Source organism: Aurantiacibacter sp. D1-12 (genome assembly GCF_028858515.1).
Lineage (GTDB): Bacteria > Pseudomonadota > Alphaproteobacteria > Sphingomonadales > Sphingomonadaceae > Alteraurantiacibacter.
Map to the genome: position 1 here is coordinate 461349 of NZ_JAPJZJ010000002.1, position 25115 is coordinate 486463.

Annotated in this window: 22 protein-coding genes; 6 read left to right on the top strand and 16 right to left on the bottom strand. The window is 61.2% G+C overall.

Going from position 1 to position 25115, the window contains the following annotated elements; all coding sequences use genetic code 11:
• Positions 1-115: 115 nt before the first annotated feature.
• From guaA to OOZ52_RS06400, 4 genes are all read right to left on the bottom strand, one after another.
• Positions 116-1690 carry a glutamine-hydrolyzing GMP synthase gene (gene guaA, locus OOZ52_RS06385; RefSeq protein WP_274697666.1) on the bottom strand — a complete coding sequence of 525 codons (1575 nt, stop codon included), beginning with the start codon at positions 1688-1690 and terminating at the stop codon, positions 116-118.
• 307 nt (positions 1691-1997) lie between these two features.
• On the bottom strand, positions 1998-3614 hold the full coding sequence (locus OOZ52_RS06390; RefSeq protein ID WP_274697667.1) for a tetratricopeptide repeat protein: 1617 nt from the start codon (positions 3612-3614) through the stop codon (positions 1998-2000).
• Positions 3615-3714: 100 nt separating this feature from the next.
• Positions 3715-4371: a PEP-CTERM sorting domain-containing protein gene (locus tag OOZ52_RS06395; protein ID WP_274697668.1), complete on the bottom strand. Its 657-nt coding sequence runs from the start codon at positions 4369-4371 to the stop codon at positions 3715-3717.
• Between the two features lie 158 nt (positions 4372-4529).
• Positions 4530-5912, bottom strand: a complete 1383-nt coding sequence (locus OOZ52_RS06400) for an L-serine ammonia-lyase (RefSeq protein WP_274697669.1) — start codon at positions 5910-5912, stop codon at positions 4530-4532.
• Positions 5913-6074: 162 nt separating this feature from the next.
• Between OOZ52_RS06400 and gyrB the strand changes: the two genes are divergently transcribed.
• Both gyrB and OOZ52_RS06410 read left to right on the top strand, forming a co-directional pair.
• Entirely contained in the window at positions 6075-8600 is a 2526-nt protein-coding gene (gyrB, locus tag OOZ52_RS06405) for a DNA topoisomerase (ATP-hydrolyzing) subunit B (RefSeq protein ID WP_274697670.1), read from the top strand.
• Positions 8601-8613: 13 nt separating this feature from the next.
• On the top strand, positions 8614-9690 hold the full coding sequence (locus OOZ52_RS06410; RefSeq protein ID WP_274697671.1) for an AI-2E family transporter: 1077 nt from the start codon (positions 8614-8616) through the stop codon (positions 9688-9690).
• Positions 9691-9769: 79 nt separating this feature from the next.
• Here the strand turns inward: OOZ52_RS06410 and OOZ52_RS06415 are convergent, their stop codons facing one another.
• Positions 9770-10750: a tryptophan 7-halogenase gene (locus OOZ52_RS06415; RefSeq protein WP_274697672.1), complete on the bottom strand. Its 981-nt coding sequence runs from the start codon at positions 10748-10750 to the stop codon at positions 9770-9772.
• 122 nt (positions 10751-10872) lie between these two features.
• Between OOZ52_RS06415 and OOZ52_RS06420 the strand changes: the two genes are divergently transcribed.
• A complete protein-coding gene (locus OOZ52_RS06420) occupies positions 10873-11595 on the top strand; it encodes a M50 family metallopeptidase (protein WP_274697673.1) in 723 nt (240 codons plus the stop codon).
• On the opposite strand, the gene OOZ52_RS06425 is transcribed toward OOZ52_RS06420, so the two are convergent.
• Positions 11592-12389 carry a DUF1295 domain-containing protein gene (locus tag OOZ52_RS06425; RefSeq protein WP_274697674.1) on the bottom strand — a complete coding sequence of 266 codons (798 nt, stop codon included), beginning with the start codon at positions 12387-12389 and terminating at the stop codon, positions 11592-11594. The two genes, OOZ52_RS06420 and OOZ52_RS06425, sit on opposite strands and share 4 nt — an antisense overlap.
• Positions 12382-13014, bottom strand: a complete 633-nt coding sequence (locus OOZ52_RS06430) for a 1-acyl-sn-glycerol-3-phosphate acyltransferase (RefSeq protein ID WP_274697675.1) — start codon at positions 13012-13014, stop codon at positions 12382-12384. The genes OOZ52_RS06425 and OOZ52_RS06430 overlap by 8 nt, the downstream gene beginning before the upstream one ends.
• 120 nt (positions 13015-13134) lie before the next feature.
• Between OOZ52_RS06430 and OOZ52_RS06435 the strand changes: the two genes are divergently transcribed.
• Entirely contained in the window at positions 13135-13740 is a 606-nt protein-coding gene (locus OOZ52_RS06435; RefSeq protein ID WP_274697676.1) for a carboxymuconolactone decarboxylase family protein, read from the top strand.
• A 15-nt stretch (positions 13741-13755) separates the two neighbouring features.
• Here the strand turns inward: OOZ52_RS06435 and OOZ52_RS06440 are convergent, their stop codons facing one another.
• From OOZ52_RS06440 to OOZ52_RS06460, 5 genes are read right to left on the bottom strand one after another with little or no spacing between them, the layout of a single operon-like run.
• The gene (locus tag OOZ52_RS06440; protein ID WP_274697677.1) at positions 13756-14058 is read right to left on the bottom strand and encodes a DUF3088 family protein; all 303 of its coding nucleotides are present in this window, start codon (positions 14056-14058) and stop codon (positions 13756-13758) included.
• Positions 14059-14061: 3 nt separating this feature from the next.
• Positions 14062-14454 (bottom strand): hypothetical protein, encoded by a 393-nt coding sequence (locus tag OOZ52_RS06445; protein ID WP_274697678.1) that lies wholly within the window; start codon positions 14452-14454, stop codon positions 14062-14064.
• Positions 14454-16055 (bottom strand): carboxyl transferase domain-containing protein, encoded by a 1602-nt coding sequence (locus tag OOZ52_RS06450; RefSeq protein WP_274697679.1) that lies wholly within the window; start codon positions 16053-16055, stop codon positions 14454-14456. Before OOZ52_RS06450 ends, OOZ52_RS06445 begins: the two co-directional genes overlap by 1 nt.
• Positions 16056-16074: 19 nt before the next feature.
• Positions 16075-16374 carry a DUF1330 domain-containing protein gene (locus OOZ52_RS06455; RefSeq protein ID WP_274697680.1) on the bottom strand — a complete coding sequence of 100 codons (300 nt, stop codon included), beginning with the start codon at positions 16372-16374 and terminating at the stop codon, positions 16075-16077.
• Complete coding sequence (locus tag OOZ52_RS06460) at positions 16374-17537, bottom strand: acyl-CoA dehydrogenase family protein (RefSeq protein WP_274697681.1); 1164 nt, start codon at positions 17535-17537, stop codon at positions 16374-16376. The genes OOZ52_RS06455 and OOZ52_RS06460 overlap by 1 nt, the downstream gene beginning before the upstream one ends.
• 143 nt (positions 17538-17680) lie before the next feature.
• On the opposite strand from OOZ52_RS06460, the gene OOZ52_RS06465 reads away from it, so the two are divergent.
• Complete coding sequence (locus OOZ52_RS06465; protein ID WP_274697682.1) at positions 17681-19195, top strand: PAS domain-containing protein; 1515 nt, start codon at positions 17681-17683, stop codon at positions 19193-19195.
• On the opposite strand, the gene OOZ52_RS06470 is transcribed toward OOZ52_RS06465, so the two are convergent.
• Both OOZ52_RS06470 and lgt read right to left on the bottom strand, forming a co-directional pair.
• Positions 19192-20274: a class I SAM-dependent methyltransferase gene (locus tag OOZ52_RS06470; protein ID WP_274697683.1), complete on the bottom strand. Its 1083-nt coding sequence runs from the start codon at positions 20272-20274 to the stop codon at positions 19192-19194. The genes OOZ52_RS06465 and OOZ52_RS06470 overlap by 4 nt on opposite strands.
• A complete protein-coding gene (gene lgt / locus OOZ52_RS06475) occupies positions 20271-21170 on the bottom strand; it encodes a prolipoprotein diacylglyceryl transferase (protein ID WP_274697684.1) in 900 nt (299 codons plus the stop codon). Before lgt ends, OOZ52_RS06470 begins: the two co-directional genes overlap by 4 nt.
• Positions 21171-21317: 147 nt before the next feature.
• Between lgt and OOZ52_RS06480 the strand changes: the two genes are divergently transcribed.
• Positions 21318-24086, top strand: a complete 2769-nt coding sequence (locus tag OOZ52_RS06480; protein ID WP_274697685.1) for a [protein-PII] uridylyltransferase — start codon at positions 21318-21320, stop codon at positions 24084-24086.
• Between the two features lie 12 nt (positions 24087-24098).
• Here the strand turns inward: OOZ52_RS06480 and OOZ52_RS06485 are convergent, their stop codons facing one another.
• Positions 24099-24419: a PilZ domain-containing protein gene (locus tag OOZ52_RS06485; protein ID WP_274697686.1), complete on the bottom strand. Its 321-nt coding sequence runs from the start codon at positions 24417-24419 to the stop codon at positions 24099-24101.
• A gap of 139 nt (positions 24420-24558) precedes the next feature.
• Positions 24559-25038, bottom strand: a complete 480-nt coding sequence (locus tag OOZ52_RS06490) for a hypothetical protein (RefSeq protein ID WP_274697687.1) — start codon at positions 25036-25038, stop codon at positions 24559-24561.
• Between the last annotated feature and the right edge of the window lie 77 nt (positions 25039-25115).

The following is a 25115-nucleotide window of genomic DNA, read 5'->3' on the forward strand; positions in this document are numbered from 1 at the left end:
ATCCTCCTGTCAGGTGCTGATGCGCAAACACAAAAGTTCCTAGTCTGTTTGGAGGACTAAAATTGGCGCTACACATTAAATCCTTGAAGCGTGATCAGCAATCGACGAACGCAAATCACTCCCACTCAATCGTGCCCGGCGGCTTCGACGTATAGTCATAGACCACGCGATTGATGCCCTGCACCTCGTTGACGATGCGCGTCGCGCAGCCGGTGAGGAAGCTCGCGTCGAAGGGGTAGACGTCGGCGGTCATGCCGTCAGTGCTGGTTACCGCGCGCAGGCCGCAGACTGAATCGTAGGTGCGCCCATCGCCCATCACGCCCACGGTCTTGACCGGCAGCAGCACGGCGAAGGCCTGCCAGATCGCGTCATAGAGACCTGCCTTGCGGATTTCATCGAGGTAGATCGCGTCCGCCTTGCGCAGGATATCGCAGCGTTCCTTGGTCACTTCACCCGGAATGCGGATGGCAAGGCCGGGGCCGGGGAACGGGTGGCGGCCGACGAACATGTCGGGCAGGCCCAGCTCGCGGCCAAGCTCGCGCACCTCGTCCTTGAACAGCTCGCGCAAAGGCTCGACCAGTTCCATGTTCATGCGTTCGGGCAGGCCGCCGACATTGTGGTGGCTCTTGATCGTAACGCTTGGCCCGCCGGTAAAGCTGACGCTCTCGATCACATCGGGATAGAGCGTGCCCTGCGCGAGGAAATCGGCGCCGCCGATCTTCTTCGCCTCTTCCTCGAATACGTTGATGAATTCGCCGCCGATGAACTTGCGCTTCTTTTCCGGGTCGGTTTGCCCCGCGAGGCCCTTCATGAAGCGGTGTTCGGCGTCCACCACGACGAGCGGGATGTTGTAGTGATCGCGGAACATGGTCTCGACCTGCTCGCGCTCGTTCAAACGCAACAGGCCGTGATCGACGAAGACGCAGGTCAGCTGGTCGCCAATCGCTTCGTGAATGAGGATCGCTGCGACGGAACTATCGACGCCGCCGGAGAGGCCGCAGATGACCTTGCCATCTCCTACCTGCGCGCGGATTTCGGCGATCTTGGTTTCGCGATAGGCCGCCATGGTCCAGTCGCCGGCGAGGCCGCAGACCTTGTGCGCGAAGTTGGCGATCAGCTTGCCGCCGTCAGGCGTATGCACGACCTCCGGGTGGAACTGCGTGCCGTAGTACTGGCGTTCTTCATCGGCGATCACCGCGAAGGGCGCACCATCGCTGGTGGCGACAATTTCAAAACCCGGCGCGAATTTGGTGACCTTGTCGCCGTGGCTCATCCAGACCTGGTGGCGCTCGCCCTCTTTCCAGAGACCGTCAAACAGTGCGCAGTCCTTGGTTACGGTCAGGAAAGCGCGGCCGAATTCGCCACCTTCGCCAGTCTCGTGCCCCGGCCGCACTTCGCCGCCGAGTTGATGGCTCATCACCTGCTGGCCATAGCAAATGCCAAGGATGGGCAGGCCGCTATCAAACAGTACTTGCGGCGCGCGTGGGCTGCCCTCTTCAGGCACACCGGCAGGCGAACCCGAGAGGATAATGCCCTTGGGCTTCATCCGGTGGAAGGCTTCTTCGGCCAGGCTGAACGGCGCAATCTCGGAATAGACGCCCGCTTCGCGCACGCGGCGCGCGATCAGCTGGGTCACCTGGCTGCCGAAATCGACGATAAGGATGGAATCAGGGAGATGGTCGTGCTGCATTGCGGCGGATTAAGGCGCATGGGCAGCAGTGGCAAGACAGACACGCCATCAGCAATGCGGAAAGCCGCGCGGTTATGTTGCAAAACACGCAACACATGTCGCTTATTTCGCATTTGCACAATAATCTTGCGAGGCCTATTTGCACTTCATCAGACGCGCCTGGGTAAGCGGCGCATCAGACCAGAACCCCTGATCCGCGAAGGCCTTCCTCCCCCCCTTCCCGCCTTCCGGATCCAAGCAGAATGGCCACCACCGTCCCCCGGGGTGGCCATTTTTGCATCTGCTTCAGATTTCTGGCGGTATCGGCCTAGAGCCGCGCGAGCAGGGCGTCCATCGCCTCGCGTTGTTCGCCCTGGGCGAATTCACGCAGCTCGCTCACGATACGCCGTGCTTCGGCATTGCGGCCATTGGCAATCAGCGCATTGGCATAGTGCCAGCGGATTTGCAGGTTGCCCGGTTGTGCCTCGACGGCGCGGCCCAGATGCGTCAGCGCCGGGCTGGCCTGCCCGTTTTCCAGCATCATCCAGCCGAGCGTATCCATCACGCGCGGGTCTTGCGGGGCCAGCTCATAGGCGAGCCGCGCACGGCGGAGCGCTTCGGATGCGTTGCCGACACCAAGCGCGGCATGGGCCGCATTGTTGAGGATCACCGGATCGTTGCGCGCACCGTTTTCGATCAGAGCCGCAAACAGGCGCTCGGCCTCTTCCGCTTCACCTCCGGTGAGCGCGCGTTGGGCAGCGCGGGCATTATCCCCATAGTCCTGAGGGCGGCTGGCGGAAATGCGTGCGGCGAAGCGGTCTTCTTCGCCGAGCCGTCCGGCCAGATCTGATGCAAGGCTGAGCAACTGCGGCGTGGCCGTTGCGTTGTCTGCCAGTGGCGCGGCGATGGCCCAGGCAGCCTGCGGATCACCCTCTTCATCAAGCGCGCGCGCCAGGATGGTCGAGGCGTGGATATGGCCCGGCCAGCTGCGCAGGAAATTCTCGAGATGCGAAATGGCCTGCGCCGGGAAGCCGCGCAGGTAGGCGATCTCGCCCAGCAACAGCCGCCCTTGCGGCAGCTGGCCAATCTGGGCCTCGGCCTGCTGGACGATAGTGTTCGCTTCGTTCAGGTCGCCTTCGTTGAAGGCAATACGCGCTTTCAAGAGCAGCGCCATCGGGTGGTCGGGAGCAATCTCAAGCAAGCGATCAAGGTGGTCGCGGGCGGCGTCATACTCACCCAGGTCGGCCTCAATAGCAGCAATGGCGAAAATGCCGTTGATGTTGGAAGGATGTTCGCTGGTCGCGGTGCTGTAGAACTCGCGCGCTTCGGCATAGTCGCCGCGCATCACGCGCAACTGGCCTGCCAGCATCAGGGCATCGAAGTTCTTAGGGTCGGCCTCCAAAGCGCGCTCTGAATAATCCTTCGCTTCGGAAGAACGTCGCTGCGTGAGCGCCATCGCGCCACGCAGGGCGAGCAAACGGGCATCGTCAGGAAACTGCCCGATCGCACTGTCAGCGCGGGCATAGGCCTCTTCATCACGCGACAGGCGACCAAGTGATTGCACTGCCACCCACTGCGCCAGCGGATGGCCACTTGCTGCATCAGCCTGCGCGAGCGCTTGCTCGAAATCCTGTTGCAACAGCGACGCATGGGCAAACAGCGCACCGATATCGGCAGGAGGATTGGCCGTCTCTGCAAGGTTCGCAAGCACACGCTGCGCGGATTCGCCATCTTCCAGCTCCAGCAAAGTGCGAGCATAGAGATCGAGCGCCTCGGGCGTCACAGCCTCGCCGCTCACGACAGAAGCAAGCGCGACACGCGCGGTGCGATAGTCCCGCTCTGCATAGGCATCGCGGGCAGTTTGCATGGGGTCGCCATCGGCAAGACCGCAACTGGCAAGAGCGAGCGCCGACAGGGCAGCGAAAAAGGGTGCGCGAATGTTCATGGTTCACGCGAATAGCCGAAATTGCTTAAGGCCACGCTAAACGGCGGAGAACCGAGGTTTCCCGCCGTCAAAGCACAATCACAATGTGGGTACTGGTTGCTTAGGCAGCCAGCTTCTTGCGGCGACGGATCTGTGCCGCGCCGAAGAGACCCAGACCGAACAGCAGCATTCCGGCCGGTGCAGGCACCGAAGTGATCGGCGTGAGGTTAAAGTTGATGTCCCAGATGCCAACAGAGTAGCCGTAAGGGTTCAGCATGTTCAGCCAGGCCGAACCACCGAATGCATCGTTGAGAGCATTGGCGCCGTCGCCGAACTGCAGAACGGTATCGCCGGGGAAAGGATCATTCGGATTGATGGAATAGGTGCGGCCGCCGATGGTGATCGTGCCCATGCCAGAGGTCCAGTAATCCTGGTTGGCCGGATCATAGGGTCCGCCGCCATTCTGCTTGTAATCAAAGCCGGTGCCGTCGAGCGAATCGAGGAAGCCCGAAAAAGTCAGGTCCAGCGTAGCCATCTGGCCGAGCGAGTTGAGCGCGGTGCCGGTCAGGGTTGCTGTGCCGGTTTCGGTGTCGATCGAGAAGACCGTGCCGTCCTGGAAGCTGTAGCGACGCTCGCAAGAGCCACCCGTATACAGGCCGTGCGAACAACCGTTGGTGAAATGCGTGTCGGCCGCATCGTAGTTGATGATTTCGGCCTGCGCGGGAACGGCTGTCGCCATTGCCATTGCTGCGCCGATCGCTGCGATTGTCTTTTTCATTTCTATTGCCCCCATCGGACGGAAAACTCATTTCGTGATGGTGGGCTGGCGCAATGTGGCGAGAAAATCCACGCGGCATAATTCGCCGTCTCAATTCGGGTCATCTGGTGGGGGAAATAGTTAACGCGCCAGCCACAAGCGCGCGGCAGCCTAGCCGGTCAGCACTCGACGACATTGACGGCAAGGCCACCCTGGCTCGTTTCCTTGTATTTGGACGACATATCGAGCCCCGTCTGGCGCATCGTCTCGATCACCTGATCAAGACTGACACAGGTCGCTTCATCACGGTGGAGCGCCAACCGCGCCGCGTTCACCGCCTTGACCGCGCCGATGGCATTGCGCTCGATACAGGGCACCTGCACCAGTCCACCCACCGGGTCGCAGGTCAGGCCGAGATTGTGCTCCATGCCGATTTCCGCCGCGCTGGCGACCTGCGTTGGCGATCCGCCCCAAAGGGCTGCAAGCCCGCCCGCCGCCATCGAACAGGCAACGCCCACCTCGCCCTGGCAGCCCATCTCTGCGCCCGAAATGCTTGCGCGTTGCTTGTAAAGCAGCCCGATGGCGCCTGCAGTGAGCAAGAAAGTGCGGCGCGAATCGCGGCATGCCTTTTCCTCTGCATTCCTGCAGTAGAAGCGCATGACGGCAGGCAGAATTCCGGCCGCGCCGTTGGTGGGTGCTGTCACCACCGATCCGCCGGCAGCATTCTCTTCGTTCACCGCCATCGCATAACAATTGAGCCAGTCGAACAGTTGTTCACGCTCGTTCGATTGCGGATTGGCGGAAAGCTTGCCCCACAATTCCGGCGCGCGGCGACGGACCTTGAGGCCGCCGGGCAGAATGCCTTCCTGCGTCAGCCCGCGCTCTATGCAAGCGTCCATTGCCTCAGCTATCCGGTCGAGCCCGGCGAGCGTCTTTTCCTCGCTGCGGCGCGCTCCTTCGTTGGCAAGTACGATCTGCGCAATCGACTGCTCCTCACGCGCGCAGATAGATAGCAGTTCCTCCGCCAATCCGAACGGATGGGGCACGCTGGTGCCGGAGCTGATCTGATCCTGTTTCACCGGCTTTTCCAGCTGGCGTTGCGAAGCAATGAAGCCGCCGCCTGTGCTGTAATAGGTCTTGTCACACAGCACCTCGCCATCAGCATCGCGTGCAATCAGCCGCATGCCGTTGGGATGGAGATCGGGCACGATGTGGCCGGCCAGATCGAGGTCCGCCTTGGGATCGAAAGCAATTGTCGGACCACCGCCCAGCGGCAGCCGGTGTTCATTCTCGACCTGTGCCATCACCATATCGGCAGCATCGGGATCAAATTTGTTGGGGCGAAACCCGGCAAGGCCCAGAATGCTCGCCCGGGGAGTGCCGTGACCGACACCCGTCAGTGCCAACGATCCCTGCAGCTCGATATGAACATGCGCCACCCGTTCCAACTGCCCCTTGCGTGACAGCGATTCCAGAAAGCGCGTACCGATACGCAACGGACCGACAGTGTGCGAGGATGACGGGCCAATCCCGATGCGGAAGATATCGAGTAGCGAAAGCATGGGACGCGCGATGCGCCCAAGCGCTGCGAAAGGCAAGATAGTTTCAGTTGAAATAGCCCGTTCGGCAGGCCTGTCCGGCTGTGGCACAGCCCTCTGTTTGACTGTGGGTAAAACATGCCTGTCGGGTTTGGGTTTTGCCACGCGCACGCCTATATGATGGACATGGAAAACACCCCCGAAGACACCCCGGCAGAATCCGGCGAAAAGAAGCGCCAGGGCGGCGAATACGGCGCAGAGAGCATCAAGGTGCTCAAGGGCCTTGATGCGGTGCGCAAGCGCCCCGGCATGTATATTGGCGACACAGACGATGGCAGCGGCCTGCACCACATGGTGTTCGAGGTCAGCGACAATGCCATTGACGAGGCGCTGGCCGGCCATTGCGACCTTGTGCTGATCGAGCTGAATGCCGACGGGTCGGTCTCTGTCGAAGACAACGGCCGCGGCATTCCGGTGGACATCCACAAGGAAGAAGGCGTTTCGGCAGCAGAAGTCATCATGACCCAGCTGCACGCGGGCGGAAAGTTCGAGAACACCTCTGACGACAATGCCTACAAGGTGTCGGGTGGCCTCCACGGGGTGGGCGTTTCGGTGGTGAACGCGCTTTCCGAATGGCTTGAGCTGCGCGTATGGCGCAACGGCAAAGAGCATTGGATGCGCTTCGAGCATGGCGATGCGGTCAAATCGCTCGAGATCGTGGGTGATGCTCCCGCCGTTGCAAGCAATGGCGATGACAAGGGCCTGAAAAAGGGCACGCGCGTCACCTTCATGCCGAGCACCGACACATTCAAGAACGTCACCGAGTTCGATTTCGAGAAGCTCGAGCACCGCTACCGCGAACTTGCTTTCCTCAACTCGGGCGTGCGCATCAAGCTGCGCGACTGCCGTCCCGAAGAGCCCGAAGAGCATGACCTCTATTACGAGGGCGGCATCGCAGCCTTCGTGAAGTGGCTCGACCGCAACAAGCAGGCGATGATAGGCGAGCCAATTTCGGTCTCTGCCGAGAAGGACGGGATCGGCATCGATGTCGCGCTCGAATGGAACGACTCCTACTACGAGAACGTCCTCACCTTCACCAACAACATCCCGCAGCGCGACGGCGGCACGCACCTCGCAGCCTTCCGCGCTGCGCTGACGCGAACGCTCAACAGCTACGCCGACCGTTCGGGCATGCTGAAGGGTGGCAAGATCTCGCTGTCGGGCGAGGATATGCGCGAAGGCCTGACAGCCATCGTGTCGGTCAAGCTGCCCGATCCCAAATTCTCCAGCCAGACCAAAGACAAGCTGGTCTCGTCCGAAGTGCGCTCTCCGCTCGAAAGCCTGATGGGCGAGAAGATGGGCGAATGGTTGGAAGAAAACCCCAACGAAGCCAAGGCAATCATCCAGAAGATCATCGATGCTGCTGCAGCGCGCGAAGCGGCCCGCAAGGCGCGCGAGATGAGCCGCAAGGGCGCGATGTCTGTCGCCTCGTTGCCGGGCAAGCTCTCCGATTGCCGCGAGCGCGATCCCGCCAAGAGCGAAATCTTCCTGGTCGAGGGTGACTCAGCCGGCGGCTCCGCCAAGAGCGGGCGCGATTCCAAGTATCAGGCGATCCTGCCGCTGAAGGGCAAGATCCTGAACGTGGAGCGCGCGCGGTTTGACCGGATCATTTCATCCAAGGAAGTCGGCACGCTAATCCAGGCGATGGGCACGGGCCTGCGCGACGAGTTCAATCTTGAAAAGCTGCGCTATCACAAGATCGTGATCATGACCGACGCCGACGTCGACGGAGCGCATATCCGCACGCTGCTGCTCACTTTCTTCCATCGCCAGATGCCCGAAATCATCAAGGCCGGACACCTCTTCATTGCCCAGCCGCCGCTGTACAAGGTCGCCAAGGGCAAGAGCGAGGTCTACCTGAAAGATCAGGGCGCGCTCGATCGCTATCTGGTCGAGGCAGGCTTGCAGGACCGCGTGCTGGAAACCGCCGGCGGGGCACGCTCGGGCGCGGACCTAGCCGATCTGGTGGAGCAGGCACTGCTGCTGAAGAACCTGATCGCTTTTGCGCCGCGCAAGTATGACACTGCGGTGATCGAAGCGATGGCGCTCAGCGGTTCTCTCGAAGCCGGTATGGCCACAGATGCGCGCAACAAGGCGCTCGCCAAGGCTGCCGCACAATTGCAGATGAGCGATCCCGAAGCCGAATGGTCCGCACGTGTCACCGAGACGGGCGATGTCCGTTTTGACCGCGTGTGGCGCGGCGTAACCGATGTGCATCTGGTCGAGGCCAAGTTCCTCGACAGCGCCGAAGCACGCAAGCTGCACAAGCGAGGCACATCGCAAGCCGACACCTACACCGCACCGGCGCGGCTGGTGAAAGCCGGCGCCGCCGAGGCTGCGGAAGAGGGCGAGGATGCACCCGTATTCGATCCCAACACCGCCATCACGCGGCCATCTCAGCTGCTCGATGCCGTGCTCGCTGCCGGGCGGCGCGGTCTCTCGATCAGCCGTTACAAGGGTCTGGGCGAAATGAACGCAGAGCAGCTGTGGGAGACCACCCTCGATCCGGAAAACCGCGAGCTGCTGCAGGTCAAGGTGGAAGACGCCGACGTGACCGACGAGATCTTCACCCGCCTGATGGGCGATGTCGTCGAACCGCGCCGCGAGTTCATCCAGGACAATGCGCTGAACGTGGCAAACCTTGACGTCTGATAGGGAGCACGGGGTGACAGCAGGAGAAAGCGCCGGACGCGTTGAGAACGGGGGCTACCTCGTCTTCCTCCTCCTTGCCACTCTCGCTTTCGCCTACATTGCTTGGCCCTTCGCATCGCCGCTGCTGTTTGCGGTGCTGGCAGCGATCATGTTCCAGCCGCTGTTCCAGTGGTTCCTGCGCAAGCTGGGCGGCACCGGCAATCGCGCTGCCATTGCCACTCTGCTGGTCATTACCTTTGCCGTAATCATCCCGGCGCTGTTTATCGGCGGCGTGGTGGTGGAGCAGGCAACATCCGTCGTCATCGCCTTTCAGGAAGGCCGGATAGACCTTGTCGGCCTGTTCGATACCGTTTTCGCCGCCCTGCCCGAAGTGGTCCGCGAAAACTTGGATGATTCGGGCTTTGGAACGGCAGCCATGGTGCAGGAGCGGGCGCAGGAACTGGCGCTCGAAAGCTCCGGCCTGATTGCCCAGCAGGCGGTTTCCATCACGGGCAGCGCCTTTGGCTTCGTGCTGTCCTTCGGTGTCGGACTCTATGTCGCCTATTTCCTGCTGCGCGATGGCAAGGCGATTGGCGAGCAGGTGATGGCGCACCTCCCTCTTGCAAGCGAAATCGCCACAAAGCTGGCCGAGCGCTTCCTTTCCATCGTGCGCGCGACCATCAAAGGTTCGGTCGTGGTCGGCCTGGTGCAGGGAGCGCTTGGCGCGGCAACCTACTGGATCGCGGGAATGCCCTCTGTCGTCCTGCTCGGCCTGCTCACCGCGATCTTCTCGCTTCTGCCTGCCATTGGTCCGGCCATCGTCTGGGCCCCGGTGGCACTCTACCTGCTGGTAACAGGCGATATCTGGCAAGGCGTGCTGGTGCTGATTTCAGGCGTTGCCGTGATCGGCATGGCGGACAATGTCCTGCGCCCTATCCTCGTCGGGCGCGATACCGGTATTCCCGATTGGCTGATCCTTATTTCCACGCTTGGCGGTATCGCCGCGATGGGGCTGGCAGGTATTGTGGTCGGGCCGATGGCGGCAGGCCTGTTCCTTGCCGGCTGGGGGATCATGTACGAGCTGCGCCAGCAGGAGGCCACAGCCAGTTAGGCCGGTCGGAATTTCGGCCACATGGAAAAGCCCCCGGTCCAAAGGAGCGCAACGAACCGGGCCGTCGGCGGATCGCCGCCTAGTCTGCGCCGCTCCTTGCCAGTTGATCGAGCTGGGCAAGCAGCCCGTCCAGCCATTGCCGCGTCTCCGCGATAGGGATGCGATCAGCCATGTGGTTGTAATCACGCGGCGCGAAGCCCGATTGCAGAAGAGCGCAAATCCACTGACCGGGTGGGAACAGCTCGTACTCCTCGAGCGGGATGTCACCGCATGCGGAAAAGGCCTCAATCTTGCGTTGCAGCGCAGGACGGTCGGTCTGCCCGACCAGCAAGGCGGCGAAATCGGTAATCCGTTCGTCTTCCAACAAGGACAGGTGGTTGAATTCTGACTGCGCAGACGAACCTTCCTCCGCTCCCGGCAGCAAAGCGAGGAACCGCTCCACCGCGCGGACGCAGCGGTAGAGCCCAAGCTCGGGAAACGATGCACTGGCGGGGGCGGAGATCACATTGCCGTGCCATTCGGCCGCGCCGTCTCCGCGGACGTCAAAGATGAAATCGGCCTCACCGCCTGCTCCGTACTCGTTCTTCCCCAACAGCAACTGCTGCAAGGTTCCGCGCGCGACCATCATGCCGAAACGCGCAGGCTTGCGCTTGACCACCTGTTCAGCAGGCCAGCTCTTCTCTATGATCGCACCGGGGTTGAACGGCACCATCTTTTCATAAGTCAACTCGCCTTCAACGCGGTGTAAATGATGATGGAAATCGACCCCGCCCATCGGCGCGCCGAATGCCCCGCTCATGATTTCCTTGCCGCGCAGCTTCCACGAAAAATGGACGGAGCCGCCTGCTTCCAGCAACTTGTCCTGCGGCAAACCGATATTGGTAAAGGCATCAGCACTCGCCGGTCCGACAAGGCACCGGGTACCATCTGCATGCGTATCGCCCAGGTCGCCCAGCGTTACCCGGCATTGGTGATGATCCAGCGCCTGCGAAAGCATGGCCGCCACCACCCGAGCCATTAACGGATCGCCCATAACCGTGATCGACCGGAGGCGTGCCATCGCATTCATGCTGCTACCGCCCCCCTGATCTGCGTCGCACAGAAGCTACATGGCATTGTTATCGGAACTCGCAAGTGCTTTTATCCTTGCGCAGCAGGGCAAGTCGAAACGATATAGGCCCCATGCCCTATCGCGTTCGCGCCGGAAGCCAGGAAGAAAAGATCGGCAGGTTGATCCTGGCGGGCGTGCTGGTCACGTTCCTGCCGAGTGTGCCGCTGGGCAATTATCTGCTCTATCCCTTCACTATTCTCACCACCTGGTTCCACGAGATGGGCCACGGGCTGACCGGTGTCATGCTCGGCATGAATTTCGAGCAGCTGGTTATCACGCCCAATGGATCAGGCTATGCCGAAACCACCTCAAGTCAGGAAATAGGCAATGTACAACGCGCGCTGATAGCCGCGGGCGGACCGCTTGGCCCCAGCCTGATGGGTGCCTTGCTGATCCTTGCCAGTAGCCGCCACCAGTGGTGGAAGCCCGCCCTGCTCGCGCTGGCAGCAGCGCTTGTCGGATCAACCCTCATCTGGGTGCGCAGCATAACGGGCCTCGTTGTCCTCCCGCTGGTTGCGGCGACGCTTGTCTGGATCGCACTGAAGGGCAAGGACTGGCTGGTGCTGTTCGCCGTCCAGTTCCTCGGCGTACTCGCCGCCCTCAGCATGTTCCGCGACTGGGATTACCTGTTTTCCGAAAGCGGTGTGATCGCTGGCCGCACCATGGTTTCCGATACCGGGGCGATGGAACAGGCGCTGGTCCTGCCGCACTGGATCTGGGCGAGCTTGATAATCATCCTGTCCGGCCTGATGATCGGCACAAGCCTGAAGTACGCGCTCAATCGAGAGGGCTAAGCCCGCTTCGGCAGCCACGGAACGAAGGCCGAAGTGCGCGCGACATAGCTTGCGAACGCCTCGCCGTATTTCTCTTTCATGCCACGCTCTGTCATCGCCGCGCCGGACCATCTCACAAGCGTGAAGGTGAGGAACACCGGTCCCGGCAGCGTCCAGATGACTGCGCCCGCATCAACACTCATCGCCGCCAGCCAGATGCCCCACCATACACAGGCATCGCCGAAGTAATTGGGGTGGCGGGTGTAGCGCCATAGGCCCTTGTCCATCACCTTGCCCTCACTTGCCGGGTCCGCCTTGAAGCGGGCGAGCTGCCAGTCGCCAACGACTTCGAAGAACATTCCCACCGCCCACAGCGCGATCCCTGCATAGGCCAGCGGCACCATGACATCGCTCTCCCCCGCAGCCAAAATGCCGACCTGCGCCGGGCTACTCACCATGAACAACAGCACCGATTGCAGCAGCCAGACGCGGATCAGGATGGTGCGGCCCCAGCGCCCCTCTTCTCGCGCATCGGAGAGGAGCTTGACGTAACGCTTGTCTTCCCCGTGGCGCAGGAAGCGCAGCAACAGATGCCGTGCCAGCCGCACGCCCCACAGAGCCGTCATGAGCATGATCAGCGTCGCCATCGCGCCGGGCTTTGACACCTGCACAAAGCTTGCAACGGCAAGGCCAGCCATCGCTCCGCCCCAGACCGCATCAACAAAGCTGACCTTGTCGATAGCGAGCGCAATCAGCCAGAATACCAGCGCTGCAGCCAGCAGCAGCATGGCATTGACGACAAGCGCTTCAGCCACTTTTCTTGCCCGGACTTTCCAGTTCGCCGCGCGCCTGCGCCGCCAGCACATCGAACCGTTCGCAATGGGGCATCTTGCTCTTGTAGAACTCCGCTATCTTGCCGAGGTCTGCAAGGAAGTCGCCAGAGGGAATCAAGGCCTCGCCAAAACCGGCGCGGCCCGTTGATACGTCAAGCCAGGCAGGCACGATCGGCACGCCCGCACCATGGGCGATGTGATAGAACCCGCTGCGCCAGCGCCCGTCGGTCGTGCGGCTACCCTCCGCCGCGATAACAAGCGCAATCTCGTCCGCCGCTTCGATCCTGTCGATCACCGAGTTGACGTAGCCGCGCGGGGCGCTGCGATCGATGGGCATGCCGCCCATATCGTACATGAACCGCGTCATCGGCCATTTGAACAGCGTATGCTTGCCGATGAAGCTGGGTTTGATCCCAACTTCCTGCACCGCGCCGGCAAAATAGATGAAATCCCAGTTCGACGTATGCGGCGCGCCGACAAGGATGAATTTGGGCAGCTTTGGCGGATGGTTTTCGAGCCTGTACGCCTTCGCGTTGAAAAGCCAGCGGAGCAACCGCCAGACAATGCGCGAAAGGAGCGTTGGCTTGGTATTGTTCGCTTGCGGCAATCCGGTTCTCTCCCCCTACCCCGCGCCCTTGTGCACCAGACGGGTGCAAAGGAAAAGCGGTGCAGGTCAAAGACGGTGGATGCGCTTGCATGGCAATGCGGCTTGGGACACAGATCGCGCATGACTTTTATCACGACAATTCCGCCCGCCGATGCCGATGGCAAGCTCGCCCGACTGTATGACCGCGTGCGCGGCCCGGACGGCGACGTGGACAATATCCTCATGGCGCACAGCCTGCGCCCCGCCAGCCTTGAAGGGCATATGGCGCTGTACAAGAACGTGCTGCACCACAATGCCAACCAGGTGCCCAAGTGGTTTCTCGAAACGATTGGCGTGCTGGTGAGCCTGCGCAATGCCTGCGACTATTGTGTCGAGCATCACTTTGCCGGGCTGCAACGGTTGCTGGGTGACGATGCGCAGGCTGAAGCGATCCGGGCGAGCCTCTCAGCGGACCTCACTGCAACGCAGCTGCTGGGCGAGAAGGAGCTTGCCGCGCTGCGCTATGCAGAGAAATTGACGCAGGTCCCGGCCACCGTGGGAGAGTCCGATATTGCGGCCTTGCGCGAAGCGGGATGGGACGACGGCGAGGTGCTCGAGATCAACCAGGTCGCCGCCTATTTCGCCTATGCCAACCGCACCGTGCTCGGGTTGGGCGTAGCGATTGACGGGGAGACGCTCGGCACGTCACCCAGTAGCGATGAAGAAGGCGATTGGGGCCACCGCTAGGCGGTTACCCGCAGCTCAAGAGGATCGGCGCGGAAATCCGTGGCGCCTATGCAAAGCTTCCAGCAGTGCATCCTGCGTATTCACAAACCCGCCTTCGGCAAAAACGAGCGCAGGGCAATTCTGCTGATCCTCGCTGATGGCTTCGACGACAGCGGTGCGCGGCCTGGCCCAGGGCACACGGACAATATTCAAATTCGCAGCACGCTCGGGAAAGAGATTGAGAAGACCGTCGATCTCGACACAATCGCGGCAGAAGAATTCGTTGCCAGCATCATCGTGATAGCTGCGGTCGAGGATGAAGAGGGTGTCTTTGCTCATCTATTATTTCCCAATTCTTTGCCACTCGAGTCCATCGAATTCGTTCGCTCCCGCAACATAGGCGTCCAGTATTGTTGCTGCTGCTTCAAGTGGAATCCTGCTCCCGACAATCGGCTGCCGTTCCCCAAAAAGCCGCGCGAAAAAGCCAGAGCGGGTGGGCTGTTCCTTGCGCTTCTCGCCCGGACGGAAGCCAGCCAAAGGGCCACCTTCCTCCGCGCGATACCATTCCATGACAAACGCCCCGTCGACGTAAAGGGCATTCATCTGGTCACCCGCGTCGCGAAGAAGGCAGATAAAGCGATCATCGTGCATCTTCGACAGCGAGAGCGCGCGACGGATCCAGGCGGACGTTGGTTTGACCCTGACCTCCTCACCATCGATGATCGCGTCCCACATCACATCCGGAACACGCCGAACCTTGGCGTCTCGGGTATCGGTGCTTCCAGACATGCCGCCAAGCTCAGGCCCAGCACATCGCGGGTCTGCACGGGGTCGATCACGCCGTCGTCCCACAGGCGCGCGGTGGCGTAGTAGGGGTTGCCCTCGTCTTCGTATTTCTGGCGGATCGGGGCCTTGAATTCCTCGGCCTGTTCCTCGGTCCATGTGTCGGCATCGCGATGGACGGTGGCGAGCACCGATGCGGCCTGTTCGCCGCCCATCACCGAAATGCGCGCATTGGGCCAGGTGAACATGAAGCGCGGTGAGTAGGCGCGGCCACACATGCCGTAATTGCCCGCGCCGAAGCTGCCGCCGATCACCACGGTGATCTTGGGCACCTGCGCCGTCGCAACCGCCGTCACCAGCTTGGCGCCGTGCTTGGCAATGCCTTCCGCCTCGTATTTCCCGCCGACCATAAAGCCGGAGATGTTCTGCAGGAACAGCAGCGGAATGCCGCGCTGGCAGGCGAGCTCGATGAAATGCGCGCCCTTCTGCGCACTCTCGCTGAACAGCACGCCATTGTTGGCAAGGATTGCCACCGGCATGCCCCAGATATGCGCAAAGCCGCAGACCAAAGTTGAACCATAGTCGCGCTTGAACTCGTGGAACTCGCTGCCATCGACGATGCGCGCGATCACCTCGTGCACATCATAGGGCGCGCGTACATCATCAGGGATGATGGCGTAGAGATCTTCGGCGTCGAACTTGGGCGCACGCGGCTCACGAATGTCGACCTTCGCGCCTTCATTCGCACCCAAATGGCTGACGATATCGCGCACTACAGTGAGCGCGTGCTCGTCATTCTCAGCCAGGTGATCGACTACGCCCGATTTCTTTGCGTGGAGCGCGCCGCCGCCAAGGTCCTCGGCTGAGATTTCCTCGCCCGTCGCGGCTTTGACCAGCGGAGGCCCGGCAAGGAAGATCGTGCCTTGCTCTTTCACGATCACGCTCTCGTCACTCATAGCAGGCACATAGGCGCCGCCCGCGGTGCAGCTGCCCATCACGCAGGCAATTTGCGGAATGCCCATCGAGGACATCTGCGCCTGATTGTAGAAGATCCGCCCGAAGTGCTCGCGATCGGGAAAGACCTCGGCCTGGAACGGCAGGTTCGCCCCGCCGCTATCGACGAGATAGACGCAAGGTAGCCGGTTCGCCTGCGCAATCTCCTGCGCGCGCAGGTGCTTCTTCACCGTCATCGGGTAATAGGAGCCGCCCTTCACCGTCGGATCGTTCGCCGCGATCATCACCTGACGACCCGAAACGCGCCCGATCCCCGCAATCATGCTCGCCCCGTTGACGTCTCCGGTATACATCCCGTTCGCCGCAAGCTGGCCGATCTCGAGGAAAGGCGAGCCCGGATCGAGCAACCGCTCCACCCGCTCGCGCGGCAACAGCTTACCCCGCCCCACGTGCTTCTCGCGATGCCGCTCCGGTCCACCAAGTGCGGCCTCTGCCACCTTGGCGCGCAGTTCTTCAGCGAGTGCCTTGTTATGATCGAAGCGCGCTTTGGCAGCTGCGTCTTCGCGGTCGAGCGATGAAGTGAGAACGGGTGCTGTCATGCGGCCAGTCTTTGCGTTGTTATGCGGCGGGAGGCAAGCCATCGACCATAATCACCTGCCCCTCGCTGGCTGCGATACGGTGCCGCGCGATCTCGCGGTACTCGGGCGAAGTCATCCATGCTTTCGCGCTCGCCTTGTCGGGGAATTCGATCAGCACGGAGCGGGTGTAATTGAATTCACCTTCGAGCACGGTTGGCTTTTCATCGACGCTGAGCAGCTTGCCGTTGAACTTGGCGAACACCGGCATGAACGCCGCATCGTAGCGGTCATAGCTCTCCCGATCATGGATCGTGAAGCGCGCAATGATGTAGGCGGGCATCAGCCGTTGCCGATCAGCTCGCGACCAATCAGCATGCGGCGGATTTCGTTCGTTCCGGCACCGATGTCGAGCAATTTTGCATCGCGCAGGTAGCGCTCTACCGGCCAGTCGGTGGTGTAGCCCGCACCGCCCAGCGCCTGCACCGCTTCGCCCGCCGCACGGAAGGCATTCTCACTCGACAGCAGGATTGCGCCCGCTGCATCGAAGCGCGTGGTCTGGCCGTTGTCGCAGGCCTTGGCGACGGCATAGACGTAGGCGCGCGCCGATTGCAGTGCGACATACATGTCTGCGACCTTGGCCTGCATCAGCTGGAAGCTGCCCAATGGCTTGCCGAACTGCTGGCGTTCACGAACGTACGGGATCACCGTGTCGAGACACGCCTGCATGATGCCGAGCTGCACCCCGGAGAGCACGACGCGCTCGTAATCGAGGCCGCTCATCAGCACCTGCACGCCCTTGCCCACTTCGCCGAGCACGTTCTCTTGCGGAACGTGGCAATCTTCAAACACCAGTTCGCTGGTGATTGAGCCCTTCATGCCCATCTTCTCGATCTTCTGACCACAGCTGAAACCAGCCATGTCCTTCTCGATCAGGAAGGCGGTAATGCCCTTGCTGCCGCCCGCGGGATCGGTCTTGGCATAAACCACCAGCGTTTCTGCCGCATGGCCGTTGGTGATCCAGAACTTGGTGCCGTTGAGCAGATAACCGCCCTGCACCGCATCGGCCTTCAGCTTCATCGAAACAACGTCCGAACCCGCGCCCGGCTCGCTCATGGCAAGGCTGCCAACATGCTCGCCTGAAATCAGGCCGGGGAGGTATTTCGCTTTCTGCTCGGCATTGCCCCAGCGCGCGATCTGGTTGACGCACAGGTTGGAGTGCGCGCCGTAAGAAAGCCCGACAGAGGCAGAGGCGCGGCTGACTTCCTCTACCGCAATCGTGTGCTCGAGATAGCCGAGACCCGTGCCGCCGTCCTCTTCCTTTACCGTCATTCCGTGCAGGCCCAGCTCGCCCATTTCCGGCCACAGCTCGATCGGGAACCAGTCCTCTGCATCAACCTTTGCGGCAATCGGCGCAATGCGATCATCGGCAAAGCGCGCAACGCTTTCGCGGATCATCTGGGCTTCTTCGGTCAGGCCAAAATCAAAATCGGGAGTGGCGCGCATTATCGAGTCCTCTTCGAAAGCAATTCGCGGCGCATAGCAAGCGCACAGGCAAAGGCAAACTCGTTACATTTGAAACTGGAGCGCTTGGCGCTTCCAATTGCTCCCTTTCTTGGGTATGACTCCAGCAGGGATGGGGTAAACTATTGAAATCTAACGATTATATTTCTGAATCGGCTGGAACAGCGTTTCATCCGCAGGTGATGGAGGATACGCGTCTACGAGTCGTCGACTCGTTCTCGAGCGATGCATTGGAAGATGATACAGAACTTCGCGCTATCGTCCAGTTCGCGGCCAAGCTTTGTGGGGCCCCTGCCGCCACGATAACTCTGGTAGAGGAGCTGCGGCAGCGGTTCCTGGCCAAAGAGGGATTGGAAGAGCGGGAAACGCCGCGCGAAGTTTCCTTCTGCGCCCATGCAATGGTCGAGCCCGACCTGATGGAAGTGCACGATGCGACAAAGGACGCGCGCTTTGCCAACAATCCGATGGTCACGGGTGAAAAGCACCTGCGCTACTATGCCGGTCAGCCGCTCGTGTCGGACGAAGGCGCTCCGCTAGGCGCGCTGTGCGTGCTCGATACAGACCCGCACCCGCATGGCCTCACCGCACTTCAGCGCGAAGGCATGCAAGTGCTGGCGCAAGCGGTAATGCGGCGGCTGAATGCGCGCCGCGCCAATTTGCAATTGATGCGCGAGATCGAAGACCGCGAGGATCGCTTGCGGCGAATGATTGACGGCGTACCGACAATTGCCTGGTCTGCCGATGCGGATGGCAATTTCGACTACTTCAACCGGCGCTGGGAAGAACAGGTGGGCACCAGTCCGCCCAAGGTTTCCGAAGACTGGCGGCAATATGTCCATCCGGACGATGCCGAGAAGGTCTTCGCCGACTGGTACGAAGCCTTCAACCGCGGCGAGGAGTTCGAGGCCGAATACCGCCTCAAACAGAGTGATGGTTCATGGGCCTGGGTGCTTTCGCTGGCAGTTCCGGTGACCGATTCTCAGGGAGGCAACCTGCGCTGGTTCGGCACCGTTACCAATATCGATGAAGTGCATCAGGCGTTGGAACAGCGTGACATGCTGGCGCGCGAGCTATCACACCGGATCAAGAATATCTTCGCGGTGGTCATCGGACTCGCCTCACTCAAAGTGAAACGCGCGCCCGAACATGAACCCTTTGCGCGCGAGCTCACCGATGTCATGCGTGCGCTTGGCCGGGCGCATGAATTCGTGAGGCCGGAGAGCGGCGTCGTCCAGGAAAGCCTGAAAGGGCTGCTTGAATCGCTTTTCTCACCCTATGCGCATTCGGAAGAAGAGAAGCGCGTTCTGGTGACCGGCTTCGATGCGGAAATCAGCCCCCGTGCTGCGACTCCGCTCGCACTGGTGTTCCATGAGCTCGCCACCAATTCTGCCAAATATGGTGCGCTTAGCAACGAAACTGGAACGGTTACGCTCGAAATCACCGATGACGGCAGCATGATCGGCATGCGCTGGGTCGAGGAAGGTGGCCCGAAGATCAAGGCCAGCGGCGAAGAGGGCTTTGGGACCCGCTTGCTTGAAATGAGCGTGTCCGGGCAGCTCGGCGGCGCTATCGAGCGCAAATTCCATGAGGACGGCATGGTCGCCGCCATCACCATCGCCAAGTCAGCTATCGCGCACTAGCGGACCGGGAAACCTGCACCGTCTGGCCAGCCGGGCGCGACCAGGCCCATCACCTTGAACAGCTCGCCCATCTGATCGGGTTCGATCAGACGATCGCGCGCGAGCATCAATGCTTCGCGGTGTTGCGGCGCATATTCGGCCAGCGCGTCCGCACGTTCCCGAATGCCGAGAGCCTGCAACCACTCCCCTTGCGGCACCGTGCCCAGCACGCGCGCATCGCGGGACAGGGCAATCTGTTCCATCTGGGCGAAATCAACATGGGCGGACAGATCGACATCGCCCGGTGTATCGAAAATGCCGACTTTCCGGTGATCCTTCACCGCCTGGATGGTCGAGCCACTGCGACCGTGGCGATAGCCGTAATCGATAAAGAGCGCGGCGCCGTCCTGATCTCTTAGCCGTCCGGCAACCTCGAACATGATCGTCGCGCTGGCGGGACTGGTTTCGATGACGGTGCCGGGTGCATCGCCGCGGCGCGCCTCTGGCACGGCGGAATCCATTGGCTGGCGGCCGGGCATCTCGATGAAATTCCCGTCCGCGTCCACGCCTACCATCACTTCACGCCAGCCTTCATTGGTCTTGACCAACTGGCGCACCGGAAGCGCATCGAGAAATTCGTTGGCAACGATCAACAACGGCCCTTCGGTGGGCACCGTCGAGAGATCATGGTGGTGGATCGCATTCGGATTGGCGGCGAGCTGTGCATCGCGCAGGCGGCGCGACGTCTCGACCAGGTGCACGCGCGGCTCCACATTGTATCGCTTCATGGCGCGGCATGCATCGCGCGCCAGCGTGCCCCGGCCCGGACCCAGCTCGACGTAGTGCACCGGCTCTGTCCGTCCGGCCCTGATCCAGATGTCGGACAGCCACAGCCCGATGAGCTCGCCAAACATCTGGCTGACTTCAGGTGCGGTGATAAAGTCACCACCCTGCCCGCCGATCGGGCGCTTGTCGGCATAGTAGCGCTGGTTGGATTCGCCCATGAAGTGCGCCAGGCTGATGGGCCCGGTAGCAGCGATCAGACGGCGAAATGTATCGCCCAGATCGCGCTTCGCATCTTCGTCTCTTAAGTCGCTCAAGAGGCCTCCGCTTCGCTCTTGTGCGGGGCAATTTTACTGCCAATCGCTGGCCTAGTCAGCGACCACGCAATAAGGCCCAAGCCCAGCAGCAACAACGGGATCGTCAACCATTGGCCCATCGAAAGACCGGTACGCTCGGCAAATTCGGTCAGCTGCGCGTCGGGCTGGCGGAAGAATTCGTTCACGAAGCGCGCGAGGGAAATGAGGACGGTGAAAACACCCACCAGCAGTCCTTTGCGAAAGCGCGCGTTGGTCAACCAGAACAGGCTCATCATCACGACGAGCACGACCAGCCCCTCGCCGAAGGCTTGATAGAGCTGGCTGGGGTGGCGCGCGACATCGCCGCCTCCGGGGAAAACCATGGCCCACGGGACATCTGGCCCTGCAACGCGGCCCCAAAGCTCGCCATTGATAAAGTTCGCCAGCCGCCCGAGCAGCATGCCCACGCCCACCGGCACCGCGACATAGTCGCACACGCGCAGGAACGGCAGCCCACCGCGCCAGCAAACCCAGGCGATAGCGGCAACAACGCCAGCCAGTCCGCCGTGGAAGCTCATCCCGCCGTCCCACAGGCGCAGCAGTCGCCAGGATACGAATGAGTCCTCTTCAAACGTAGTCCACAGGCTGGTGTCGTAGAACATCGCATAGCCCAGACGCCCGCCGATAATGATGCCGAGCGTGCAATAGAAGAACAGGTCATCGGCATGCACCTGCGCCATCGGGGCGCCGGGCTGCTTGAGCATCTTGGAGACCTGCCAATAGGCAAAAATGATGCCGAGCAGGTAAGCGAGCGAATAGTATTTCAGTTCGAAGAAGCCGAGGTCGAGACCCGGGCTGAGACCCAAATCGCGCCAGTAAATCACATCACCTGTGGCTGCCGCCAGCATGTCCAGCATGTTCAATTCGCCCTTTGGCATAGCGGCCGGTCACGACCTGTATGAGCGCGCAATGGCATAGAGCAGCCGCGGGTTAAAGCCCTGCTAATCACGCGCAAACGCATGATCGCTTTGCAATGCGCCAGCACCGCGCGTATTTCTACAGCTGTGAGCCTTCCCCGTATCCCCAAGCAGCGCAAGATTGTTGATCGCCGCGCACTGGCCGCGAGCGTTTCAGTTATCGTGGAGGATAAAGGTGCGCAGTCGGGCCGGATGGACATTGTCGCGGCGCTGAAAGAGGCTCTCGCAGCGGGCCGCGAAGAACTCGCCCGGCGTCTCTCCAAACGCCCGGGTGCCGGCCACGAGCATGCGCACGGCCAGGCCTTCCTGATCGACCAGCTTATTCGCGTGATCCACGATCATGTGGTTGATGACGTCTATCCGGTAGGCAACCGGTCCAGCGGAGAGCGGATCGCGCTATTGGCCGTGGGCGGATACGGGCGCGGCGAGATGGCGCCATTTTCTGACGTCGACCTTGCCTTCATCACGCCAGACAAGCCCACCAGCTGGTGCGAGCAGGTGATCGAGGCGATCCTCTATTACCTCTGGGATCTTGGCCTGCAGGTCGGCCATTCTAGCCGTTCGCTAGCGGAATCGGCACGTATGGCGCAGGGAGATCTCACCATCCGCACCGCCTTGCTGGAAGCGCGCTTCCTGTGGGGTGATCAGGATGTTTATGACGCGGCGCGTGACCTTTTCTGGGGTGAAGTCGTCCCCGGATCGCAGAACGCTTTCGTGCAGGAAAAGCTGGTCGAACGGAACGAGCGGCACAAGCGTATGGGGGATTCGCGCTACGTCGTTGAACCCAATGTCAAAGACGGCAAGGGCGGCCTGCGCGACCTGCAAACGCTGTACTGGATGGGCAAGTATCTGCACCGCGTGCACAGCGCTGCCGAGCTCGTCGAGAAGGGCTTGTTCACGCAGAAAGAATATCGCCAGTTCCGCCGTGCGGAGAGCTTCCTCCTCGCCGTGCGCGCGCACATGCACACCATTGCCGGGCGCGGCGAGGATCGGCTGACCTTTGACCTGCAGCGCGAAGTTGCTGATCGTATGAATTACGCTGATCGCCCGGGCAAAAGCGCGGTCGAGCGCTTCATGCAGATGTATTTCCTGCAGGCAAAACACGTCGGCCACCTGACCGGACTGTTCCTCTCACATCTGGAAGAGCAGACCGCCGAACGGAGCCGCGTTGCCGAGCTTCTCAATGCCATGCGCAAGGGCCGGGCCAAGAAGATCGACGGCTTCCTGGTTCACGATGGCACGATCGCCGCACCCAAGGATGACTGGTTCGCGACTGATCCTGTCCGGCTGATCGAACTCTTCGCCATAGCCGAACGGGAGGGGCTGGAAGTCCATCCGGGCACTATCCGTATTGCTCGCCGCGATGCCGCGCTGATCACTGCCAAGGTCCGCAAAGACAAGCGCGCCAACGCGCTATTCCTCGATGTGCTGGCCGGAAAGAACGATCCCGAAACCGTGCTGCGTTGGATGAATGAAGCTGGCGTGTTCGGCCGCTTCGTGCCCGATTTCGGCAAGGTCAACGCGCAGATGCAGTTCGACATGTACCACCATTACACGGTGGACGAGCATACAATCCGCGCCATCGGCCTGCTGAGCGAGATCGAGCGCGGCAAGCTGGCTGATGATCACCCGCTTGCGAGCGAACTATTACCCAAGCTGGCCAATCGCCGCGTGCTCTATGTCGCCACGCTGCTGCACGATATCGCCAAAGGACGCGGTGGTGACCACTCTGTGCTTGGGGCCGAGGTCGCTCTAAAACTGTGCCCGCGGCTGGGGCTCGATGCGAAGGAAACCGAGCTGGTCGCCTGGCTCGTGCGCTATCACCTGTGGATGAGCGCCTTCGCCTTCAAGCGCGACCTCGCCGACCCCAAGACCATCACCGATTTCGTGACCGAAGTGCACACGCTGGAGCGGCTGCGCCTGCTCACCGTGCTCACCATCGTTGATATTCGCGCGGTTGGTCCGAGCGTCTGGAACAGCTGGAAACGGCAATTGCTGTCCGACCTGTTCGAAGCCGCGCAGGAGCGCTTGCGGCTTGGCCATAAGACACACGGTCGGGCCGAACGGGTGGCCGCGAAGAAGGAACGCGTGGCCGAGATGCTCGGCAAGCAGGCGCATCTGGTGGAGGACCTCTCCAACGCTTTCGACGATGCCTATTGGATTGCCGAGCCGGAAGAGGTGATTGCGATCAACCTGCCGCACTATCAGGCCGCGCTTGACGGGGATCAATCACTGTCGATCAATGCCGAATACTATGCCTCGCTCGGCGCCACACTGGTGACGGTGATCAGCGATGACCATCCCGGCCTGTTCTACCGGATCGCAGGCGCCATCACGCTGGCGGGGGGCAACATTATCGATGCGCGTATTCACACCAACCGGGTGGGCAAAGCGGTCGATAACCTGCTGGTGCAGGATCCGCTGGGCAATCCGTTCCGCGAAGCACAGCAGATTGCTCGGCTAAAAAAGAGCATCGAGGATTCGCTGCTGGATCGTATCGACATGGTGTCCAGCCTGGCCAAGCGGCCACTCAAACAAATGCGCGCCGAACATTTCCGCATCGCGCCGCAAGTCGGCTTCGATAACGACGCATCCAACCGTTTCACCGTGATCGAGGTCAACGCGACCGACCGTCCGGCATTGCTGAACCGCCTGACGCGCGCGATGTTCGAACAGAGTCTGCTGATCAATTCGGCACACATCACCCATTACGGCGAGCGCGCGGTGGACACGTTCTACGTTACCGATCTTCTCGGCGCGAAACTGCAATCGGCAGAACGGCTGGAGAAGGTAGAGCGAGCCCTGCTGGACGCTATCGCTGCCGGAGAGCCGGACGCGGGCACCCGAGCGGCCTGAAGTCTGGCGCCATCAGGCGCGGATGAAGTTCAGAATGTGGTTGTAAACGTGTTCGTTCAGCGGCTGGAGGAACTTGCACCCTGCGGTATCAACCTTCGTCCAGCACACTTCGGCATGCATCATCTGCAGGTTGGCCATGCGCACATAAACAGGGGTGCCCATTGGCGGCATGTCGAGAATCTGCACCTGGAAACCACCCGGCGTCAGATCGGCAACCTGTGCCTTGCGCCAAGCTCGCGTGCCGACGCGGATTTCACACTGGAGATTGACCGCCGGACGGTCATTGCCGCGGCGCTCCTCAATCTCTGTGTTTTCGTCTGCGTGCGACTGCATGATCCCACTTTCCAGCATCGTGTTAATCCGCCTGTTCGCCGGATATTACTCTCGTACAGGGTGGAATATATGACGTTCCGGTTAACTTTAGGTTTTCACCAGGATGCGGATTAACACAGGGTGCGGATTCGCTAAAAAATCAACGCATTCGGGCGACACGAAGGTAGCCGCTTCGGCCTTCGAAACGGATTTCGTAAGCGCCGGACCAGTGCCGCGAGACCGTGCCCGTCCAGCCGACGCGTGCGCGGTTGCGTAGCGTCGATCCGTCAACTTCGCGCCAGAGCTGGCCATTCTCCATCAGCAGAACCTGGGTGCGGCCTGATCCGCGAAGAACTTCGGCCACGGTAACGGTGAGCGTGGCGTCTTCTTCTTCGCGCTCAATCGCAGCATCTTCCTCACGGAAGCCAAAAACTTCCTCGCGCCGCACTTCCGCAGCCTCTGCCGCCTCGGCAATAACCACACGCTGGGCCGCATAGGTGCGATCAAAACAGGCAAGCCGCGCTGCATCATCGGTCAGCGCCGCGCAATCGGCATAAGGATCTGCGTCCTGCGCCTGTGCAGGCACAGAGAGTACGGTGAGGAGCGGGAGCGCGATGATGCTGGCGTTGCGAAGGGTCATGCTGATGTCCTGAAACTGTGTGAACACGCGGTTTGGCGTGGCAGGGGGGTTGGCGTCAACTCTTGCGATTGCCCAGC

Bases quoted from the DNA above. Each gene is read 5' to 3' on its own strand.
- guaA (WP_274697666.1), bottom strand. From the start codon at position 1,690: ATGCAGCACGACCATCTCCCTGATTCCATCCTTATCGTCGATTTCGGC.
- OOZ52_RS06390 (WP_274697667.1), bottom strand. From the start codon at position 3,614: ATGAACATTCGCGCACCCTTTTTCGCTGCCCTGTCGGCGCTCGCTCTT.
- OOZ52_RS06395 (WP_274697668.1), bottom strand. From the start codon at position 4,371: ATGAAAAAGACAATCGCAGCGATCGGCGCAGCAATGGCAATGGCGACA.
- OOZ52_RS06400 (WP_274697669.1), bottom strand. From the start codon at position 5,912: ATGCTTTCGCTACTCGATATCTTCCGCATCGGGATTGGCCCGTCATCC.
- gyrB (WP_274697670.1), top strand. From the start codon at position 6,075: ATGGAAAACACCCCCGAAGACACCCCGGCAGAATCCGGCGAAAAGAAG.
- OOZ52_RS06415 (WP_274697672.1), bottom strand. From the start codon at position 10,750: ATGGCACGCCTCCGGTCGATCACGGTTATGGGCGATCCGTTAATGGCT.
- OOZ52_RS06420 (WP_274697673.1), top strand. From the start codon at position 10,873: ATGCCCTATCGCGTTCGCGCCGGAAGCCAGGAAGAAAAGATCGGCAGG.
- OOZ52_RS06435 (WP_274697676.1), top strand. From the start codon at position 13,135: ATGACTTTTATCACGACAATTCCGCCCGCCGATGCCGATGGCAAGCTC.
- OOZ52_RS06440 (WP_274697677.1), bottom strand. From the start codon at position 14,058: ATGAGCAAAGACACCCTCTTCATCCTCGACCGCAGCTATCACGATGAT.
- OOZ52_RS06445 (WP_274697678.1), bottom strand. From the start codon at position 14,454: ATGTGGGACGCGATCATCGATGGTGAGGAGGTCAGGGTCAAACCAACG.
- OOZ52_RS06450 (WP_274697679.1), bottom strand. From the start codon at position 16,055: ATGACAGCACCCGTTCTCACTTCATCGCTCGACCGCGAAGACGCAGCT.
- OOZ52_RS06455 (WP_274697680.1), bottom strand. From the start codon at position 16,374: ATGCCCGCCTACATCATTGCGCGCTTCACGATCCATGATCGGGAGAGC.
- OOZ52_RS06460 (WP_274697681.1), bottom strand. From the start codon at position 17,537: ATGCGCGCCACTCCCGATTTTGATTTTGGCCTGACCGAAGAAGCCCAG.
- lgt (WP_274697684.1), bottom strand. From the start codon at position 21,170: ATGCTGGACATGCTGGCGGCAGCCACAGGTGATGTGATTTACTGGCGC.
- OOZ52_RS06485 (WP_274697686.1), bottom strand. From the start codon at position 24,419: ATGCAGTCGCACGCAGACGAAAACACAGAGATTGAGGAGCGCCGCGGC.
- OOZ52_RS06490 (WP_274697687.1), bottom strand. From the start codon at position 25,038: ATGACCCTTCGCAACGCCAGCATCATCGCGCTCCCGCTCCTCACCGTA.